Annotated in this window: 18 protein-coding genes; 5 read left to right on the top strand and 13 right to left on the bottom strand. The window is 69.2% G+C overall.

What is annotated here, in order from left to right; translation table 11 throughout:
- Nucleotides 1-193 precede the first annotated feature (193 nt).
- The 8 genes from ACFV9C_RS11780 to ACFV9C_RS11745 form a co-directional block, all read right to left on the bottom strand.
- The gene (locus ACFV9C_RS11780) at nucleotides 194-547 is read right to left on the bottom strand and encodes a YciI family protein (protein ID WP_380192851.1); all 354 of its coding nucleotides are present in this window, start codon (nucleotides 545-547) and stop codon (nucleotides 194-196) included.
- 16 nt (nucleotides 548-563) lie between these two features.
- A complete protein-coding gene (locus tag ACFV9C_RS11775; RefSeq protein ID WP_380192849.1) occupies nucleotides 564-1019 on the bottom strand; it encodes a carboxymuconolactone decarboxylase family protein in 456 nt (151 codons plus the stop codon).
- Between the two features lie 32 nt (nucleotides 1020-1051).
- On the bottom strand, nucleotides 1052-1834 hold the full coding sequence (locus tag ACFV9C_RS11770) for a sugar phosphate isomerase/epimerase family protein (protein WP_380192848.1): 783 nt from the start codon (nucleotides 1832-1834) through the stop codon (nucleotides 1052-1054).
- The gene (locus ACFV9C_RS11765; protein WP_380192847.1) at nucleotides 1834-2658 is read right to left on the bottom strand and encodes a carbohydrate ABC transporter permease; all 825 of its coding nucleotides are present in this window, start codon (nucleotides 2656-2658) and stop codon (nucleotides 1834-1836) included. Before ACFV9C_RS11765 ends, ACFV9C_RS11770 begins: the two co-directional genes overlap by 1 nt.
- Entirely contained in the window at nucleotides 2648-3586 is a 939-nt protein-coding gene (locus tag ACFV9C_RS11760) for a carbohydrate ABC transporter permease (RefSeq protein ID WP_380192845.1), read from the bottom strand. The genes ACFV9C_RS11765 and ACFV9C_RS11760 overlap by 11 nt, the downstream gene beginning before the upstream one ends.
- A gap of 5 nt (nucleotides 3587-3591) precedes the next feature.
- Nucleotides 3592-4902 carry an ABC transporter substrate-binding protein gene (locus ACFV9C_RS11755; RefSeq protein ID WP_380192843.1) on the bottom strand — a complete coding sequence of 437 codons (1311 nt, stop codon included), beginning with the start codon at nucleotides 4900-4902 and terminating at the stop codon, nucleotides 3592-3594.
- A gap of 109 nt (nucleotides 4903-5011) precedes the next feature.
- Nucleotides 5012-6154 (bottom strand): mandelate racemase/muconate lactonizing enzyme family protein, encoded by a 1143-nt coding sequence (locus tag ACFV9C_RS11750; protein WP_380192841.1) that lies wholly within the window; start codon nucleotides 6152-6154, stop codon nucleotides 5012-5014.
- A complete protein-coding gene (locus tag ACFV9C_RS11745) occupies nucleotides 6151-7248 on the bottom strand; it encodes a hydroxyacid dehydrogenase (RefSeq protein ID WP_380192840.1) in 1098 nt (365 codons plus the stop codon). Before ACFV9C_RS11745 ends, ACFV9C_RS11750 begins: the two co-directional genes overlap by 4 nt.
- A gap of 94 nt (nucleotides 7249-7342) precedes the next feature.
- On the opposite strand from ACFV9C_RS11745, the gene ACFV9C_RS11740 reads away from it, so the two are divergent.
- Genes ACFV9C_RS11740 through ACFV9C_RS11730 form a run of 3 tightly spaced genes read left to right on the top strand, consistent with a single transcriptional unit; the run spans nucleotide 7343 to nucleotide 10014 of the window.
- Nucleotides 7343-8230, top strand: coding sequence for a LysR family transcriptional regulator (locus ACFV9C_RS11740; protein WP_380192838.1), 888 nt, complete (start codon nucleotides 7343-7345; stop codon nucleotides 8228-8230).
- Entirely contained in the window at nucleotides 8152-9210 is a 1059-nt protein-coding gene (locus ACFV9C_RS11735; RefSeq protein ID WP_380193542.1) for an SDR family NAD(P)-dependent oxidoreductase, read from the top strand. The genes ACFV9C_RS11740 and ACFV9C_RS11735 overlap by 79 nt, the downstream gene beginning before the upstream one ends.
- Before the next feature lie 12 nt (nucleotides 9211-9222).
- Entirely contained in the window at nucleotides 9223-10014 is a 792-nt protein-coding gene (locus tag ACFV9C_RS11730) for a putative protein N(5)-glutamine methyltransferase (RefSeq protein ID WP_380192837.1), read from the top strand.
- Here ACFV9C_RS11730 and ACFV9C_RS11725 read toward each other — a convergent pair.
- Entirely contained in the window at nucleotides 9988-11937 is a 1950-nt protein-coding gene (locus tag ACFV9C_RS11725; protein WP_380192835.1) for a GTP-binding protein, read from the bottom strand. The genes ACFV9C_RS11730 and ACFV9C_RS11725 overlap by 27 nt on opposite strands.
- Before the next feature lie 158 nt (nucleotides 11938-12095).
- Nucleotides 12096-12803 carry a UMP kinase gene (gene pyrH, locus ACFV9C_RS11720; protein WP_380192833.1) on the bottom strand — a complete coding sequence of 236 codons (708 nt, stop codon included), beginning with the start codon at nucleotides 12801-12803 and terminating at the stop codon, nucleotides 12096-12098.
- A gap of 49 nt (nucleotides 12804-12852) precedes the next feature.
- Between pyrH and ACFV9C_RS11715 the strand changes: the two genes are divergently transcribed.
- Together ACFV9C_RS11715 and ACFV9C_RS11710 are read left to right on the top strand one after the other, a co-directional pair.
- Entirely contained in the window at nucleotides 12853-13419 is a 567-nt protein-coding gene (locus ACFV9C_RS11715; RefSeq protein WP_380192832.1) for a VOC family protein, read from the top strand.
- 130 nt (nucleotides 13420-13549) lie between these two features.
- Complete coding sequence (locus ACFV9C_RS11710) at nucleotides 13550-14503, top strand: small ribosomal subunit Rsm22 family protein (protein ID WP_380192830.1); 954 nt, start codon at nucleotides 13550-13552, stop codon at nucleotides 14501-14503.
- On the opposite strand, the gene ACFV9C_RS11705 is transcribed toward ACFV9C_RS11710, so the two are convergent.
- From ACFV9C_RS11705 to ACFV9C_RS11695, 3 genes are read right to left on the bottom strand one after another with little or no spacing between them, the layout of a single operon-like run.
- A complete protein-coding gene (locus ACFV9C_RS11705; RefSeq protein ID WP_380192828.1) occupies nucleotides 14461-15021 on the bottom strand; it encodes a GNAT family N-acetyltransferase in 561 nt (186 codons plus the stop codon). The two genes, ACFV9C_RS11710 and ACFV9C_RS11705, sit on opposite strands and share 43 nt — an antisense overlap.
- Before the next feature lie 9 nt (nucleotides 15022-15030).
- The gene (locus ACFV9C_RS11700; protein ID WP_380192827.1) at nucleotides 15031-16029 is read right to left on the bottom strand and encodes a LacI family DNA-binding transcriptional regulator; all 999 of its coding nucleotides are present in this window, start codon (nucleotides 16027-16029) and stop codon (nucleotides 15031-15033) included.
- Nucleotides 16030-16068: 39 nt separating this feature from the next.
- The gene (locus ACFV9C_RS11695; protein ID WP_380192825.1) at nucleotides 16069-16830 is read right to left on the bottom strand and encodes an SDR family NAD(P)-dependent oxidoreductase; all 762 of its coding nucleotides are present in this window, start codon (nucleotides 16828-16830) and stop codon (nucleotides 16069-16071) included.
- Between the last annotated feature and the right edge of the window lie 38 nt (nucleotides 16831-16868).

Below are 16868 nucleotides of genomic sequence, written 5' to 3'. Positions count from 1 at the left end.
CCGACTCAGGTCCGGTGCGCAGGCACCGGCGCCTGGCAGCACGGTCTACGTCCAAGGTGGCCGGGGCATGGGTGATCAGCCCGCTTCAGGTGGGGTCATCCTCGCGTCGGCGAACTGAGTCAGTGACTCGCCGGTCTCAGGTGTCCAACGCCCAGCTGAGGCCGGCAAGTACCTGGATCAGCCGGAACGTCGGTCAGGATTCCCCCGGATCCGGGAACTCCCGGATCTCGATGGGGGAGTACGGCGCCTCGGGCAGCCGCGCGGCGATCTCCGTCGCGCGGTCGAGGTCCGCGCAGTCCACGACGTAGTACCCGGCCAGCACTTCCTTGGCCTCGGTGAACGGCCCGTCGGTCACGGCCGGCACGCCCTCGCGGACGCGGACGACCCGCGCGTTGGCGGTGGTCAGGCCACGATCGTCGACCAATTCACCGCTCGCCTTCAGCTCGGCGCCGAGCTTGTGGTGCTGTTCCATCACCCCGTCGATGCCCTGCGCGTGCAGGGCATCCCAGGTCTCTTCGTTCCCGTAGATCAGCAGCATGTATTTCATTGCCTCACGGTAGCGACTACCAGGTCGCACCGGCAGGCTGGCGCACTGTCGTGTTGAGCCGGTTGAACATGTTCGTCAGCGCGATCATCAGCACGATCGCGGACAGTTCCTTCTCGTCGTAGTGGTCCGCGGCCGCGTTCCAGATCTCGTCGGTGACGGCGGTCGGGTTGTCCGCCAGCCGGGTCGCCGCCTCGGCCATCTCGAGCGCGGCCCGCTCGCCGTCGGTGAAGAGGTCGGAGTCCCGCCACGCGGCCACCTGGTGCAGCCGCTCGTCGGTCTCGCCGTTCTTCAACGCCGACTTGATCCCGCCGAACACACAGGGGGAGCAGCCGTTGATCTGGCTGGCCCGCAGGTGCACGAGCTCCAGCACCTTGCCGTCGGTGCCGGACGCACCGATCGCCTTGTAGATGTTCTGGATGCCCTTGGTGGCGTCCGGCAGGATCATCGCGGGGTTGGTCATCCGTGCTTGCATCGTGGCTTCTCTCCATCAGGTCTTGGTTGCTTTCACCCCCTTGACGGATGCTGCGCGGCGGATGTGACAGCGAATCGCAGATCATTTTCCAGGTGGCTCGCGACCGGAACGCCGGGGTCGGAGTACTGCCCGGTCAGGCAGATCGGGCCGTTGTAGCCGAGTTGCTGGAGCGCGGCGAACACTGCGGGCCAATCCGACAACCCGTCCTCCGCCTCGACGAAGTGCGTCTTCCAGTCGCGACCGTCGCGGACGTAGTGCACGTTCTTCAGGTTCACGATGCCGAGCCGGTCCGCGCCGAGCTCCAGCGTGACCGCGGGACGATCGCCGGCCAACGCGTCGTGCGCCGCGTCCCACACCAACTTGAACCGCTCGGGCAACCCGTCCAGCAGCTGCAGTACGCCGAGCGTCGACGACACGTACCGCCCGTGATGCGGCTGTACCCCGACCTGGACGTCGTACCGTTCCGTGAGTACGGCGGCCTGCTCGAGCAGCGCGCGGTTCCGCCGTACGGACGCGGCGTACCCGTCCGCGCCGAGCTCGGCCATGATCCGGATCATCGGTACGCCGGCCTCCGCGCAGGCGGCGAACACCGGCTCGGACAGGTCGCTCGCCACGCTGATCGGTTCGATGCCCTCGGCCCGCAACTGCGCCACGAACTTGGGCAGCTCGGCCTCCGCGTTCGCCGGCGTCACGTACGCCGTGTCGCGCACCGGCACCTCGGCACCGCCGAACCCGAGGCCGGAGATCAGCCGCCCGAGCTCGGCACCGGGCAGCCCCGCCCACGGTTTGGTGAAGACGGACCACAGATAGGACATCAACGGCCTCCCAGCCCACTCATCGTGATACCTCGGACGAACCAGCGTTGCGTCAGGAAGAACAGGACGATCAACGGAAGCGTGGTGACGGTCGCGGCCATCAGCAGCAGGTTCCACTGCGTGCCGTTGGTGTCCTGGAACACCTGCAGCCCGACGGACGCCGTACGGGTCGCGTCGCTGTTCGAGATGACCAACGGCCACAGCAGGTTGTTCCACTGGCCGATGAACTTGAAGACGGCCAGCGTCGCGATCGCCGGTACGGCCAGCGGCACGATCACCCGGACGAACGCCTGCCAGCGGTTCGCGCCGTCCAGCCGCGCGGCCTCCTCGTAGTCGCGCGGGATGCCGAGGAAGAACTGCCGGAGCAGGAACACCCCGATCGCGGTGAACGCGTGCGGCAGGATCATCCCCGGCCAGGTGTCGATCCCGTGCAGCTTCGCGACCAGTACGAACTGCGGGATCAGCGTCACCTGCGACGGGATCATCAGCGTGGCCAGGTAGATCCCGAACAGCCAGCTCCGGCCGGGGAAGTTCAGCCGGGCGAACGCGTACGCCGCGAGCGCCGCGGTCACGGTTTCGAGGATCGTCGTACCGGCGGCGAAGTAGATCGTGTTCAGCAGGTACTTGCCGAGCGGGACCAGGTCGAACGCGCGGGTCAGGTTCTCCGGGTGCCAGCTGCTCGGCCAGAACGCCGGCTTCGCGGCCATCGACTCGGCGTCGGACTGGAACGCGACCAGCGCCATCATCACGACCGGGACCAGCGTGACCGCGGTGACCAGGAAGCACGTGAAGACGACGAGCTTCTGACGGATTTCAGTTGTCATAGTGGACGAGCCTCCGCTGGAACAGGAACTGGCCTGCGGTGATGATCACGATGAACGCGAACAGGACCAGCGACTGCGCCGCGGCGTACCCCTGGTCGTAGTTCTCGAAGCCGGTCCGGTAGATGTACATGACCAGCGTGGTGGTGCGGGTGCCCGGTCCGCCGTTCGTCATGATCAGCGCCTGGTCGAAGACCTGGAACGAGCCGATCACCGACGTCACGATCACGAAGAACAGCGCGGGGGAGAGCATCGGCAGCGTGATGTGCCGGAAGCTGTTCCAGGGCGACGTACCGTCCACGCGGCCCGCCTCGTAGAGTTGCTGCGGGATCGCCTGCAGGCCGGCCAGGAACACCACCATGCCGAACCCGAAGCTCTTCCACACGCTCATCAGGATCAGCGCCGGCATCGCCCAGGTGTCCGAGATCAGCCAGGACGGACCGTCGATCCCGAACCAGCCCAGCACGGCGTTCACCAGTCCGTCGTGCGGGATGTAGAGCCAGATCCAGACGAACGCCACCGCGACCGTGATGGTTGCGTACGGCAACAGCAGCAGGCTGCGGAAGACAGCGATCCGCTTCAGGCCCTGGTTCAGCAGCAGCGCCAGGGCGAGGCTGACCAGGATCGTCAACGGGACGCTGACCAGCGTGAAGTACGCCGTGTTGCCGAGCGCGGCCCAGAACGTCGGGTCGGGGCCGAGCCGGGCGAAGTTGTGCAGGCCGGCCCAGGTCGGTGCGCTGAACAGGTTCCAGTTCAGCAGCGAGATCACGCCCGCGGCGACGACCGGTCCGGCGGTGAAGATCAGGAATCCGATCAGGCTCGGCAGGATGAAGAGCCAGGCGGTCAGCGCCTCGCGACTGCGCCAGCGCGGCGTCGGCCGGAGCTTCGGTGGTGCTGATGTGGTGGTGATGGGCGCGGTGTCGACAGCCATCCGGATCACCCCTTCCTGGCCGTGGCTTGCCGGACGGTGTCGAGATGCTGCCGCATCAGTACGTCGAGACGCGGCGTCAGGCCGAGGATCGCGTCCGCAACCGTGACCTGGCCGAGGAACGTCCGCGGCAGGTCCTGGCCGAGCAGCTGCTTGACCTGGTTCCAGTTCGTCGTGACGTCGAACGCGTGCCCGCCGGCGACCTTGCCGGCCAGGATGTCCTGGACGATGCCGAGGTTGTCGGGCGGCGGCTGGAACGCACTGCCCGCGCTCAGCCGGGCGGGGTTGTTGCGGCCGGCCTTCGCGTAGATGTCGAGCGCGCCCGTACTCGTGAGTGTCTTGAGCAGCTTCCACGCGAGGTCGAGCTGCGGCCCCTCGCGTACCCCCGATGGAATCGCGAAGCTGGATCCGGAGACACGCGGCGTACTGCCTTTCGCGCCGGCCGGGAACGGGATGATGTCCCAGTCGAACTTGGCCTTGCGGGCGTTGACGACCTGCCACGGCCCGTTCTGCATGAACGCGACGTTGCCCTGCAGGAAGTTCGACAGCGAGTTCTCGGTGACCAGATTCTTGATCGGCGGCGTGACCTGATCCTTCACGAACAGGTCGATGACGAACTGCAGCGCCTCCATCGCCTCCGGGTCGCCGAGCGTACTGCGGCTCGCGTCGGCGCTCATCACGTTGCCGCCGGCGCAGTAGATCCAGGAGACCAGGTCGTCGATCGCCGGCGCGCAGGTGAAGCCGTACTGCTCGCCCGGCTTGGTCAGCTGCTTCGCCAGGTCGCGGAACGTCGCCCAGGACATCGGCTCGGTCCGCGAGGGGAGCGGGATGTTCTGCTTCTTCAGGAGGTCCTTGTTGTAGTACATGACGGTCGGCGCGACGTCGAAGCCGATCGCGTACGTCTTGCCGTTGAAGCTGGAGATCTTCCGGCTGGTCTCGTAGAAGTCGTCCAGGTGGAAGTCGGGATCGGCGTCGATCAGGTCGTCGAGCGGGCGGTGCGCGCCGCGGGCGGCGTACGTCGGGATCAGCGTGCCGTTCAGCGCGGTGACCAGGCTCGCCGTACCGCTGACGAGTTGCAGGTCGAGCTTGGTCGGGTAGCCGGGCGACGGGGTCAGCGTGGCGATCGACTTGACCTTGAGCTGCTGCTCGACGTACTTGCCGAAGTCGTTCCAGACCTTCTTCTCGGCGGCGCTGCTCGACCACATGGACCAGGTCGCCGTACCTGCCGACGGACCTGTCGAACATCCGGCCGCCGCGATCCCGAGCCCGGCCGCGCCGGTCATCGTCAGGAAGCCGCGGCGGGACAGCTGGGCGGTCACGGGGCCTCCCGGTCTGGACTGAGGAGCGGAGCGACGAGGGAAGACCGGGAGCAAGAGCCCCGTGGCCCGCCGCGACGGAGTCGCGGCATGTGTACAGTCATAAGACTCCTCACCGGTAGAGCAGGTCGATCGACTCGGCGCGGATGCGCTCCTCGTCGACCTCGACGCCCAATCCAGGGGCGGTGGGGACCGTTGCGACGGCCTTGGTGATGCTGAGCCCGTCGACGTACAGATCGGTCAGCAGCTCCGGCCCGTTGAGCTCGGCGGGCAGGGCGAGCTCGAGCTGACTGAACACGTGCAGGGCGGCGGCGAACGCGACGCCGCAGTCGGTGAGACCGCTGGCCAGGATCTCCAGACCACCGGCGAGCGCGGTCTGGGCGGTCTTCAGCGCGTTGCGGAGACCGCCGGACTTGCAGACCTTGATCACGACCAGGTCGGCGGCGTCCAGCCGGATCGCGCGGGCCAGGTCCGGCGCGGAGAAGCTGCCTTCGTCGATCGCGATCGGCAGGTCGATCAGCCCCCGGAGCCGCTGCATGCCGAGCGTGTCGGTGCTCGGCACGGGCTGCTCGACGCAGTGGATCGTGCGGATGTCACGGGTACGGTCGAGCAGCTGCCGGAGCGCGGCCGGGCGGTACGACTGGTTCGCGTCCAGCCACAGAGGCTTGCCGTCGGCAACTTCCGCGACGGTCTCGATCGCGGCCGTGTCGGCGTCCAGATCGCCGCCGATCTTGACCTTGTACGCCGCATAGTCCGACGACTGGAGCGCGTGCTCGCGGACCGCGTCCTGGTCGCCGACCCCGATCGCCGAGCAGAGCGGGATCTCGTCGTACACCTTGCCGCCGAGCAACGCGTGCACCGGGACACCGGCGAGCTTGCCGGCCGCGTCGTGCATCGCGACGTCGACGGCCGCCCGGGCGAACGGGAAGCCGTTCGACACCGCGGGGCTGAGCCGCTTGGCCGCGCGCTGGTGGAACAGCTCGACGTCGAACGGCGTGAGTTCTTCGAGGATCGGTGCGAGGTGCCGGCGGATGACGACGGCCATCGTCTCGGCGGTCTCGTAGCTCCAGCTGGGAAGCGCGCGCTGCTCACCCCAACCGACGACGCCGTCCTCGGTGGTGAGCTTGACGAAGATGACCGCGCCGGCCTGGTCGGGGGCGGCGTCGGGGGAGCCGACCGTCCCGCTGCCGAGCACGAACTTCCGGGCGAACGGTACGGCGACCGGGAAGACCTCGACCTGCACGATGCGGCTCATGCTGCGATCGACCAGGTCGCGGGGTCGACGAAGCTCTCTCCGCGGGTCCCGTCCTCGAGCCACTTGATCGCGTCGCGCAGCACGTAGCCGGCGAGCGCCAGGTGTCCCTCGGCGGTGTCACCGGCGATGTGCGGTGTCAGGAGCAGGTTGTGAGATTCGAGTACGTGCTCGTCGAACGTCGGCGGCTCGGGGTCGTAGACGTCGAGCGCTGCGTAGATCCGTCCGCTCAATGCGTTCTGCAGTAGTGCCGGTTGATCGATCGCCGGCCCACGGGACGAGTTCACCACGACCGCGCCGTCCGGCAGGTTCTCGATCAGCTCGCGGGTGATCATGCCTTTCGTTTCCGGCACGTTCGGCACGTGGATGCTCAGGAACGGCGCGCTCGCCGCATCCTCGAGGGTTGCCGTCCGTACGCCGAGCTTCGCGGCCCGCTCGTCGTTCAGGTACGGGTCGTAGACGGCGAGGTCGCACTCGTACGGTTTCAGCATCGCGATCAGCGCCCGCGCCGTACTGCTCGCCCCGACAATGCCGACCTTCGCGCCGCGCAACTCGTGCCCGCGGTACGCCGACTGCTTCCACCCACCGCCCCGAAGCGCCGCATCGAACCGCGGCAACCGCCGCGCCAGCGTGAGCATCGCCCCCAAGCAGTACTCGCCCACCGACCACGCAATCCGAGGCCCCGCCGAAAACATGCCGACACCGGCCTCCAGCACCACCGGGTCGATCAGGTTCTTCACCGTCCCCGCCGCATGCGCCACCACCTTCGGCCCCCGCCCGTCAGCCCACAACTCCTTCCCCAACCGAGGCGTCCCCCAACTCGTCAACAACACCTCCGCCCCCGCAGCCAGCTCCCCGACAGCCGCCGGATCGATCCCCGGTACACCTGCGCCCGGCAGCGGCGCCCGCCGTCCACCCGCGCCGGCGGAGCCCGCCCCGGGTGCGTGCTGCTTCGTAGGTGCGGCGAGCGTGTGGTCAGCGGTCGCCCACACCACCTCGAACCGCTCCTCGAGCAACTTCCGGGTCTGTGCGTCGACCACGTCTTCGGCGCGTTCCGGGGACATCAGGGCGGCAAGTCTCGGCGTGGCATTCGTCACCGGGTAGCTCCTTCGGTTGGGATCGGAATGACGGTAGGCGCTTTCCGTTATGCAGGTCCAAGCCCATTTCCGTATGAACCGATACCGTGCACGCATGGACCTGTCGCTCCAGCAACTCCGTGGATTCGTCGCCGTCGCCGAGGAACTGCACTACGGCCGCGCCGCGCAGCGGCTGAATCTGACCCAGCCCCCGCTCACCCGCCAGATCCAGGGCCTGGAGCGCACGCTCGACGTCCGCCTCTTCGACCGGACCGGCCGTGGCGTCCGGCTGACCGCGGCCGGTGGCGTCTTCCTCGAACATGCCCGCCGCGTCCTCGCCCTGCTCGAGGTCGCCCCCGAGGCCACCCGCCGCGCGGCCGACGGCACCACCGGCACACTCCGGCTCGCCTTCACCGCGATCGGCGCGTACGCCGTACTCGCCGACTTCCTGACCATGGTCGGCAAACGCACCCCGGGGGTGACGGCCGAGCTGACCGAGCTCGTCAGCCCCGCCCAGTTCGAGGCGCTCGCGAACCTGGAGATCGACCTCGGCCTGGTTCGCCCGCCGATCCCTGACCGGTTCGAATCCCTGCTGGTCCACTCCGAGGACCTCGTCCTCGCCGTACCCGCCGCCCACCCGCTCGCCGACGGCGCCGGACCGGTCTCCCTCGCCGACGTCACCGACGAGTACATCGGCTACAGCCCGGAGGGATCGCAGTACCTGCACGACATCTGCGCCGCGATGATCGGCATGGACCGGTACGCCGTCAGCCAGCTCGCCTCGCAGGTACCGACGATGCTCGCGCTGGTCCGCGCCGGCCTCGGCTGCGCGCTGATCCCGCGCTCGATCATGGCGCTGGGCGTCGAAGGCGTCCGGTACCGCGAGCTCGACGCGTCCGACGCGCACTCGGTCACGCTGCACGCCTGCTGGAGCCCCGACAACCCGAACCCGGCCCTGCAACGCCTCGCCGAGTCCCTCCGCGCCGAGCCGCACTTGACTTAGAGCGAACTCCAATTCGTACGCTGCAAAGCCTGACTGCACAACACAAGATCGGCTCGGGCTTCGGGCACGACAGCACCGCGGACGACGTCCTGGCCGGGATCGACCTGACCGGCAAGCTCGCGATCGTCACCGGCGGGTACTCCGGCCTCGGCCTGGAGACCACGAAGGCGCTCGCGAAGGCCGGCGCGCACGTCGTCGTACCGGCACGCCGCCCGGACGTCGCGCGCGAGGCGCTCGCCGGGGTGGACAACGTCGAGGTCGACGAGCTGGACCTCGGCGACCTGGACAGCGTCCGCGCGTTCGCCGACCGGTTCCTCGCGTCGGGGCGCTCGATCGGCATCATGATCGACAACGCCGCGATCATGGCGAGCCCGGAGACGCGGGTCGGGCCGGGCTGGGAGGCGCAGTTCGCGACCAACCATCTGGGGCACTTCGCGCTGGTGAACCGGCTGTGGCCGGCGATCGCCGCGAAGGGCGGCGGGCGAGTCGTGTCGGTGTCGTCGTCGGCGCACCGGCGGTCGGACATCCGCTGGGACGACCTGGAGTTCCGGCAGGGGTACGACAAGTGGGCGGCGTACGGGCAGGCCAAAACGGCGAACGTGCTGTTCGCCGTTCAGCTCGATGCCCTGGGCAAGGATTCCGGCGTACGGGCGTTCGCGCTGCATCCGGGCGGCATCCTCACGCCGTTGCAGCGGCACCTGCCGCGCGAGGAGATGGTCGCGTTCGGCTGGATCGACGAGGACGGCAACCTGCTCAGCCCGCACTTCAAGTCGCCGGAGCAGGGCGCGGCGACGCAGGTGTGGGCGGCGACCTCTCCGCGGCTCGACGGCGAGGGCGGCGTGTTCTGCGAGGACTGCGAGATCGCGGAGGTGTCGGACGACAGCCCGTACGGCGTCCGCCCGTACGCGATCGACCCGGCCTCGGCGGCGCGGCTGTGGACGGTGTCGGCCGGGCTCACGGGCGTGAACGCGTTCGGATAGGGTCAGCGGTTTGTGAATGCTTCTGACGTCGGCGCGATCGTCGACCGGCTGCGCGCGTCCGGCTGTGTGTTCGCCGAGGACGAGGCCGCGCTGATCGTCGAGACCGCCCGGGACGCGACCGAGATCGCGGCCATGGTCGACCGGCGGGTCGCCGGGGAGCCGCTGGAGTACGTCGTCGGCTGGGCGTCGTTCTGCGGTCTGCGGATCGCCGTCGAACCAGGCGTGTTCATTCCGCGTCGGCGTACCGAGGTTCTGGTCGCGGAGGCGTTGCGGGTGGTGCGCGACGGGGCCGTGGTCGTCGATCTCGGCTGCGGCTCCGGCGCGCTCGGTGCGGCGGTCGCGGCGCAGCGGTCGGTGTCGGTCTACGCCGCGGACATCGAGCCGGTCGCGGTCCGCTGCGCCCGGAAGAACCTGGCGCCGTACGGCGGGATCGTCTCCGAGGGAGACCTGTTCACGGCGCTCCCGGACGAGCTGCGCGGGCGGATCGACGTACTGCTCTCGAATGTGCCGTACGTACCGACCGACGAGATCCGTCTGCTCCCGCCCGAGGCGCGCCTGTACGAACCTCGCGTCACCCTCGACGGCGGCCCGGACGGCCTCACCACCCTCCGCCGCGTTGTCGCCGGCGCAGGGGAGTGGCTGTCCCCGGGCGGTCACCTGTACGTCGAAATGAGCGACCGCCAGGCCCCGGTCGCCCGGTCCGTGATGCGGGCGGCCGGCCTGACCGCCGAGATCGTCACCGACGACGACCTCGGCGCGAACGTCGTCCACGGATGGCTAGACCCGGCGCTGCACGTGGAGTAGGTAGTCGCGCCGGTTGAGGGGATCGTGGTCGGTGCGTGGGCGGTTCGGAGGCCGACCGGTCACGGTCTGGTAGCGCTCGAAGGACGACTCCAGGACGCCTTCGCCGCGGGTGAGGGCGGGGAGTTGTTGTTCGAGTTGGTAGACGGCGGCTGCGGGGATTTCTCCTTCCAGGGTTGAGGTTTCCGCGGCCAGGGCCGGGACCTGCGGGATCGCGCGGAGGCGAGCGAGGGTCGCGAGTACGGCGCGGGTCGTGTCGGTCGGGATCTCCAGCCGGAAGCGGTGCAGCGGCTCGTGCACCGTCGTACCGGCCTGTTGGAGGGCCGTCATCAGGACGAGCGGGGTGAGGAACCGGAAGTCGCCGGCGGTGCTCGACATGCTCTTGTCGAAGACCGCGTGCGCGTGGCTCTGCCGGGCGGAGTACCCGGAATGCGTCATCACCACGTGCGCGTCCGGGATCTGCCAGCCGTGCAGGCCCTGCTGCAGCGTCTCGCGGACGGTCTCCTCGACGGCCTTGATGAACGCGTACGGCATCGACCCGAGTTCGACCTCCAGTTCGAACGTGACACCCGCGTCGAGCGGTGCGGGTTCGACGCGGAGGCCGACCGTGGCGAGGAACGGGTTCGCGTCCTTCTTGTTGAACTCGACGGCCTCCCCGGCGCCGGCGATCCGCTCGATGCAGATCGTCGTCGTCTCGCGGAAGTCGACCGCGATCCCGTACTCGGTGGCCAGCGTCGTCTCGATCACCTCCTTCTGTACTTCGCCGTACAACGACACCGATGTCTCCTGCCGGAGGTCGTCCTGGCGCAGGTTGATCAGCGGGTCCTGCTCGGCCAACTGGGTCAGCGCGACCTGCAGGTTGCCCCTGTCTGACAGCCGCCGCGGCGTCACGACGGTCTCCAAGGTGGGTGGCGCGAACTTTGCGGAAACAATGCGCCGCTGGGTGACGGTTTTGTTCCGGAGATCGGAGATGGTGTCGCCGATCCTGATGTCGGGCAGACCCCACAGCTTGCCGATCTGCCCGGCGGTCAGCGTGGCGCCGTACGTCTCGAGCGCGGTGATCTTTCCCTCGGTGTCGCCGTACCGCACGCGGTCGCGGACGGAGGCGGTGCCGGAGAACAGCCGCACGTACGCGATCTTCTCGCCGGCGGGTCCGCGCTCCACCTTGAAGACGGTGCCGTCGAGCGGGGTGTCCGCCGTACCGGCGCGGGGGAGCAGGTCGCGGATCCCGTCCGTCAGCGCGTCGGTGCCGGCGCCGGTGATCGCGGACCCGAAGTACACCGGGTGTACGGCGGCCTGCCGGGTCTGCCGCGCGAGTACGTCGGGCAGCGCGAGCGGGGCGCCGTCGACGTACCGCTGGAGAAGGTCGTCGTCGTGCTCGGCGAGGACGTCGAGGAGTGTGTCGTCCTGGACGATCGGCTTGAACGCCGCCTCCGGGGTGCCGAGGTCGACGGCCTCGCCCATCGGGACGATCGCCGGGGTCAGCCGCGCCGCGATCTGCCGCAGTACGCCGTCGTACTGCGCGCCGGACCGGTCGAGCTTGTTGACGAAGATCAGCGTCGGGATGCGCAGCCGCTGCAGGGTCCGCATCAGGATCCGCGTCTGCGCCTGCACCCCCTCGACCGCCGAGATCACCAGCACCGCGCCGTCGAGCATGCTCAGCGCGCGCTCCACCTCCGCGATGAAGTCCGGGTGCCCCGGGGTGTCGATCAGGTTGACGTTCAGCTCGCCGATCCGGAACGCGGCGACCGCGGACTTGATCGTGATCCCGCGCTGCCGCTCGAGCGCGAGCGAGTCGGTCTGGGTACTTCCGTCGTCGACGCTCCCGACCGCGTCGATCACGCCGGCGGCGTACAGCAGCCGCTCGGTCAGGCTGGTCTTACCGGCGTCGACATGCGCCAGGATCCCAAGATTCAGTACTTCCACGCAGCTTCATGTCCTTCGAACAGGTAGGAGTCATTCCCATGCCGGCCATGAAGCGAGGTCGCATGACGCACTCCTATCAATCACCTGTTCGCGGTACGTCCCCCGAGTACACCAACTCCTCTCCGCACCGGACAAACCATTTAGCTCGGCTCTACATGTCAGTTGATGAGTGTGCCGAGGGGGGTGCCGGTGGCGATGGTGGGGGCGGCGTGGGGGCGGTCGATGTCGAAGACGTGCAGGGGGAGGTGGTGGTCGCGGGCGAGGATGAAGGCGGACTGGTCCATCACGCCGAGGCCGCGGTCGATGACCTCCTGGTAGCTGAGGTGGTCGAAGCGGCGGGCGTCGGGGTGCTGGTTCGGGTCGGCGTCGTACACGCCGTCGGTGCCGTTCTTGGCGACCAGCAGGGCGTCGGCCTGGAGCTCGATCGCGCGTTGCACGGACGGGTAGTCGGTGGTGGTGAACGGCTGACCGTTGCCGCAGGCAAGTAGCACGATCGCGCCCTTCTCCAGGTGCCGGAGCGCGCGCAGCCGGATGTACGGCTCGGCGAGGTTGTTGATCGGGATCGCGGTCATCAGCCGGACGTCGTCCGCGCCGAGCGCCGCGAGCCGACCGCGGAGCAGGACCGCGTTGATCACGGTGCCGAGCATGCCGATGTTGTCGGCCTCGACCCGGTCGATGCCCCAGTCGTCGGCGCGGTTGCCGCGGAACACGTTGCCGCCGCCGATCACCACCGCGACCTGGACGCCGGTGGCGCGCAACGCGATCACCTCGGTGGCGAGATGTGTCAGCCGGTCGCTGCTGAAACCGAACTCGTTCGAGCCGGCGATCGCCTGCCCGGAAAGCTTGAGGACGAGCCTGCGATACATGCCGACAGGTCTATCACGAACTGTCGGCGGCCGCGGCTAGCCTCAGGGGATGAGCGATTGGCGCAAGCTTGCCCAGGCGTGGCACACCCGGTTCGGTACGTCGTCACTCGCCGACGGTGCGGCGTTCGCGCAGGCCGTGGGCGCGGTCTGTCCGGATCCGGAGCTGCGGCTCGGGCCGACGTACGTCGACGTCGCGACCAGGGACCCCGCCACGGCGGAGCGGATCAGCGCGCTGGCGGGGGAGCACGGGCTGACGGCGGATCCCTCGGCCGTCGCGCAGCTCGAGATCGGGCTGGACACGGCGGATCTGGTGGCGATCGGGCCGTTCTGGGCGGCGGTGCTGACCGGGTCCACGGACTCGTTCACCGGCAACGACGTCATGGATCCCACCCGCCGGGTCGCGAACCTGTGGTTCCAGGGCACGACGCCGCACGAGACACCCCGCCAGCGGTTCCACCTCGATCTGTGGCTGCCGGCGGAGGTCGTGCCGGCGCGGATCGAGGCGGCGATCGCGGCCGGCGGCAAGGTCGTGTACGACGAGGAGGCGCCGATGTTCATCGTGCTCGCGGACCCGCAAGGCAACAAGGTCTGCTTGTGTACGTCGGAGGGGCGCTAGATCTGCTAGCGTTTCTCATGACTCGAGGAGGTGTGTGATGGCTAGGAAGGCTCTCCGGTTCCGCGCCGTTCCCTCCTCGACTGCTGTCCGCTGACAGCTCGTCTTCGGACCGTTCGGCGCGTTTCCTTCCGTGCCGATCGAACCGGAGATCACTCATGTCCTCAGTGGACACGCAACTTCACGCTGCCCTCGCCCGCGGGCGAGCGGCGTACCGCACCACGAACTGCGGCGCCGGGCCGAGGCGCTCTCGTACCGCTACCGCACCGAGCAGATCGATGACGCGACACCGGGGATGAGCGACGCCCTGGACGCCCTCGCGTATGCCGTCGTCCGGATGCCCGCCACCTTCCGCGCCCTGTACACCGCGCTCGCAGCCGTCGAGCGCCACGTCGACGGACCTGTCACCACTCACCTCGATCTCGGCGGCGGAACCGGCGCCGCCGCCTGGGCCGCCGCCGCGCGCTGGCCCGGCCTGGCGATCGAGATCGTCGAACGCCAGCCCGCCGCCGTACGTCTCGGGCAGAAGCTTGCTCTAGGCAACTGGCAGTGGACCACCGCCGACGTACGCCGCTGGAGCGGCCGGCCGGTCGACCTGATCACTATTGGATACGTATTCAACGAGCTCACGCCCGACGTACGCCGCGAAGTCCTGCGGCGGGCGGCCCGCCACGCCCAGACGATCGTCGTCGTCGAGCCCGGCACACCCGGCGGTCACGTCCGCATCCTTGAAGCCCGTGCACAGCTGATCGAGCACGGCTTCCGGATCGCGGCGCCCTGCCCGCACCAACACGACTGCCCGGTCGCTTGGTGCCACTTCGCAACCCGCCTGCCCCGCACCGAACGACACCGACTCCTCAAGGACGGCACCCGGAACTTCGAGGACGAGAAGTTCACGTACGTCGTCGCAACCCGCCACCCGATCCACCCGGCCACGTCCCGCGTGATCGCCCGCCCGACAACCCCGAAGCACCGCGTCGTCCTCGACCTCTGTACGTCGACCGGCACCGCCGAGCAGCTCGTCGTACCAAGGTCGTCGCTCGACTATCGCGCCGCGCGGGACACGGCCTGGGGTGATGCCTGGTAGCTACGCCGCCCGAGCCACTGCTCCGCGTCCCACGCCTGGAACCGCTCCACCTCGGCGAACCCGAGCTTCGCCGCGAGGCGCATCGATCCGGCGTTGGCGCTCTGCGTGGTGAGTACGACGGCCTCACCGGGAAGCACGCTGTCCAACCATCCGAGCGCCGCCGAGCACGCCTCGGCGGCGTACCCGGATCCCCATGCCCGCGGCAGGAACAGATACCCGAGATCCACCTTGCCGGCGGCTGCCGGACGCCGGTGCTCCGTTGCCCGCCGGAGCAGGACCTGGCCGATCATCGCCCCGTCCAGCTCCACGACGAAACTCCCGGGCCACTGCTCAGGCACCGCGGGCAGCTCTTGCTCGAGGTCGGCGTGTGCGCGTGGTCCGCCGAGGTACGTGTGTACGTCCGGCGACGCCAGCAACTCGACGAACACCGGACGATCGCGCGCCTCGGACGCACGAAGCACGAGCCGCTCGGTCTTGATCGGCTCAGGCGGCCAGGCGACAGCTCCCAGATCGGACATGCAGGCAGGCTAACGCCCGCGCACTGCAACCGGTTGCGCAGTGGTCGCGCGGATGATGAGGGACGTGCTGAGCAGGACCCGGCGGTCGGGGGCGCCGGGGTTGTCCAGGCGTTGGAGGAGAAGGTCGACGGCCGCGGCGCCGGCGTCGGCGGCGTGCGACGAGACGGTGGTGAGAGGTGGATAGACCTGGGCCTTGAGTACGTCGTCGCAGCCGACGATGCTCAGGTCGTCCGGCACCGACAGGCCGTGCTGCACCAGCCCGGCCAGCACCCCGTGCGCGAGGACGTCGTCGAACGCGACGGCTGCGGTCGCCCGCGACTTCAGCAGCGCGGGCACCGCCTGCATCCCGGCCTCGTAGTTCGAGACCTGGCCGGGCAGCATGATCGCCTCGATGCCGGCTCGCTCCGCGGACCGCTTCACCGCCTTCTTGCGTTGCGTGTTCGCCCACGACCGCGACGGTCCCGCGAGGTAGGCGATCCGGGTGTGGCCGAGTTCCGCGAGATGCTCGACGGCCGTACGGACGCCGTCCGCGCTGTCGACGAGCACCCGCGGGAGGCCGGCAAGGTCGCGGTTCACCAGCACGACGGGACGCCGTTCGGCCAGTTCGCGGATCTGCCGTTCGCTCATCCGGCTGGCGGCCAGGACGAAGCCGTCGGCCTGCAGGGTGAGCCGGCCGACCAGGGTGTGTTCGCGGACCGGGTCCTCGTCGGTGTTGCCGAGCAGCAGCGCGAGCCCGGAGGTCTCGGCCCGTCCCTGCGCGGCGCCGATCATCGGCGGAAAGAACGGGTTCGCGATGTCCGGCACGATCATCGCGAGCAGCCCGTGCCGTCCGGTCGACAGCGCCTGCGCCGTCGGGTTCGGGACGTACCCGAGGTGCGCCGCCGCCTCCCGGACCCGCGTCACGGTGTCCGCCCGCAGCACGCGCGGGTTGCTGAACGCCCGCGAAACCGTGGAGCGCGACACACCCGCGAGCGCCGCGACGCTGCTGATCGTCGGCGACGGTGACATGCTGCGCAGCCTAACCGGCTACGCAACCGGTTGCACAGATCAGAGCTCGTACCCGCCGGAGGCCTCGAGCGTCTGGGCCGTGATCCAGCCCGCGTCGGGGGAGCCGAGGAACGCGATCACGGTCCCGAGGTCGTCGGCCTCCCCGATCCGGCCGAGCGCGGTGCGTTCCGCGATCGGCGGGATCAGCTCCGGGTGCTGGGCGAACGCGTCGTCGCCGAGCCGGGTCCGGGTGACGCCCGGGGCGACGGCGTTCACCCTGATCCCGCGGGCGCTGAGTTCCTTCGCGAGGTACCGGGTGAGCACGATCTGCGCGCCCTTCACGCTGGCGTAGACGGAGTACCCAGGTGTCGGCCGCGCCGAGACGAGTGCCGACGTACTGGTGGTGTAGACGATCGCACCGTTGTCGGCGAGCAGCGGCAGCAGCGTCTGGGTGAGGAAGTACGGTCCTTTGAGGTGGACGTCGACCATCTGGTCGAACAGTTCCGCGGTCGTGTCCTCGAACAGCACCGGCGGCTGACCGACACCGGCGTTGCTGACCAGGAAGTCGAACGTCGTCCGATCCCATCCCGCGAGGACGTCGGTGAGCGTACGGCGGAACGCGTCGAACGTGTCCGGCCGCGCGACGTCGAGCGGCAGCGCCACCGCCGTACCGCCGTCCTTCTCGATCCGCTGCACCGTCTCCGCCGCGCGTTCGCGGCCGCCGCGGTAGGTGAGCACCACGGCGGTGCCGCGTTTCGCCACCTCGAACGCCGCGCTCTGCCCGATGCCGGAGCTTCCGCCGGTAATGACAGCAATCTGCATGATCGTGCACGTCTCCTACTGAGTCAGGAACAGGTACC

Origin of the sequence: Kribbella sp. NPDC059898 (assembly GCF_042730855.1) — a bacterium.
In the GTDB taxonomy this organism is placed as follows: Bacteria; Actinomycetota; Actinomycetes; order Propionibacteriales; family Kribbellaceae; genus Kribbella.
Note: the sequence above shows the minus strand (reverse complement) of the source record. Positions and strands in the feature narration are given on the sequence as shown.

What these genes read in the sequence shown, in the direction of transcription:
- ACFV9C_RS11765 (WP_380192847.1), bottom strand. Translation starts at nt 2,658, where the DNA reads ATGACAACTGAAATCCGTCAGAAGCTCGTCGTCTTCACGTGCTTCCTG.
- ACFV9C_RS11770 (WP_380192848.1), bottom strand. Translation starts at nt 1,834, where the DNA reads ATGTCCTATCTGTGGTCCGTCTTCACCAAACCGTGGGCGGGGCTGCCC.
- ACFV9C_RS11760 (WP_380192845.1), bottom strand. Translation starts at nt 3,586, where the DNA reads ATGGCTGTCGACACCGCGCCCATCACCACCACATCAGCACCACCGAAG.
- ACFV9C_RS11715 (WP_380192832.1), top strand. Translation starts at nt 12,853, where the DNA reads ATGAGCGATTGGCGCAAGCTTGCCCAGGCGTGGCACACCCGGTTCGGT.
- ACFV9C_RS11695 (WP_380192825.1), bottom strand. Translation starts at nt 16,830, where the DNA reads ATGCAGATTGCTGTCATTACCGGCGGAAGCTCCGGCATCGGGCAGAGC.
- ACFV9C_RS11780 (WP_380192851.1), bottom strand. Translation starts at nt 547, where the DNA reads ATGAAATACATGCTGCTGATCTACGGGAACGAAGAGACCTGGGATGCC.
- ACFV9C_RS11750 (WP_380192841.1), bottom strand. Translation starts at nt 6,154, where the DNA reads ATGAGCCGCATCGTGCAGGTCGAGGTCTTCCCGGTCGCCGTACCGTTC.
- ACFV9C_RS11740 (WP_380192838.1), top strand. Translation starts at nt 7,343, where the DNA reads ATGGACCTGTCGCTCCAGCAACTCCGTGGATTCGTCGCCGTCGCCGAG.
- ACFV9C_RS11775 (WP_380192849.1), bottom strand. Translation starts at nt 1,019, where the DNA reads ATGCAAGCACGGATGACCAACCCCGCGATGATCCTGCCGGACGCCACC.
- ACFV9C_RS11705 (WP_380192828.1), bottom strand. Translation starts at nt 15,021, where the DNA reads ATGTCCGATCTGGGAGCTGTCGCCTGGCCGCCTGAGCCGATCAAGACC.
- pyrH (WP_380192833.1), bottom strand. Translation starts at nt 12,803, where the DNA reads ATGTATCGCAGGCTCGTCCTCAAGCTTTCCGGGCAGGCGATCGCCGGC.
- ACFV9C_RS11700 (WP_380192827.1), bottom strand. Translation starts at nt 16,029, where the DNA reads ATGTCACCGTCGCCGACGATCAGCAGCGTCGCGGCGCTCGCGGGTGTG.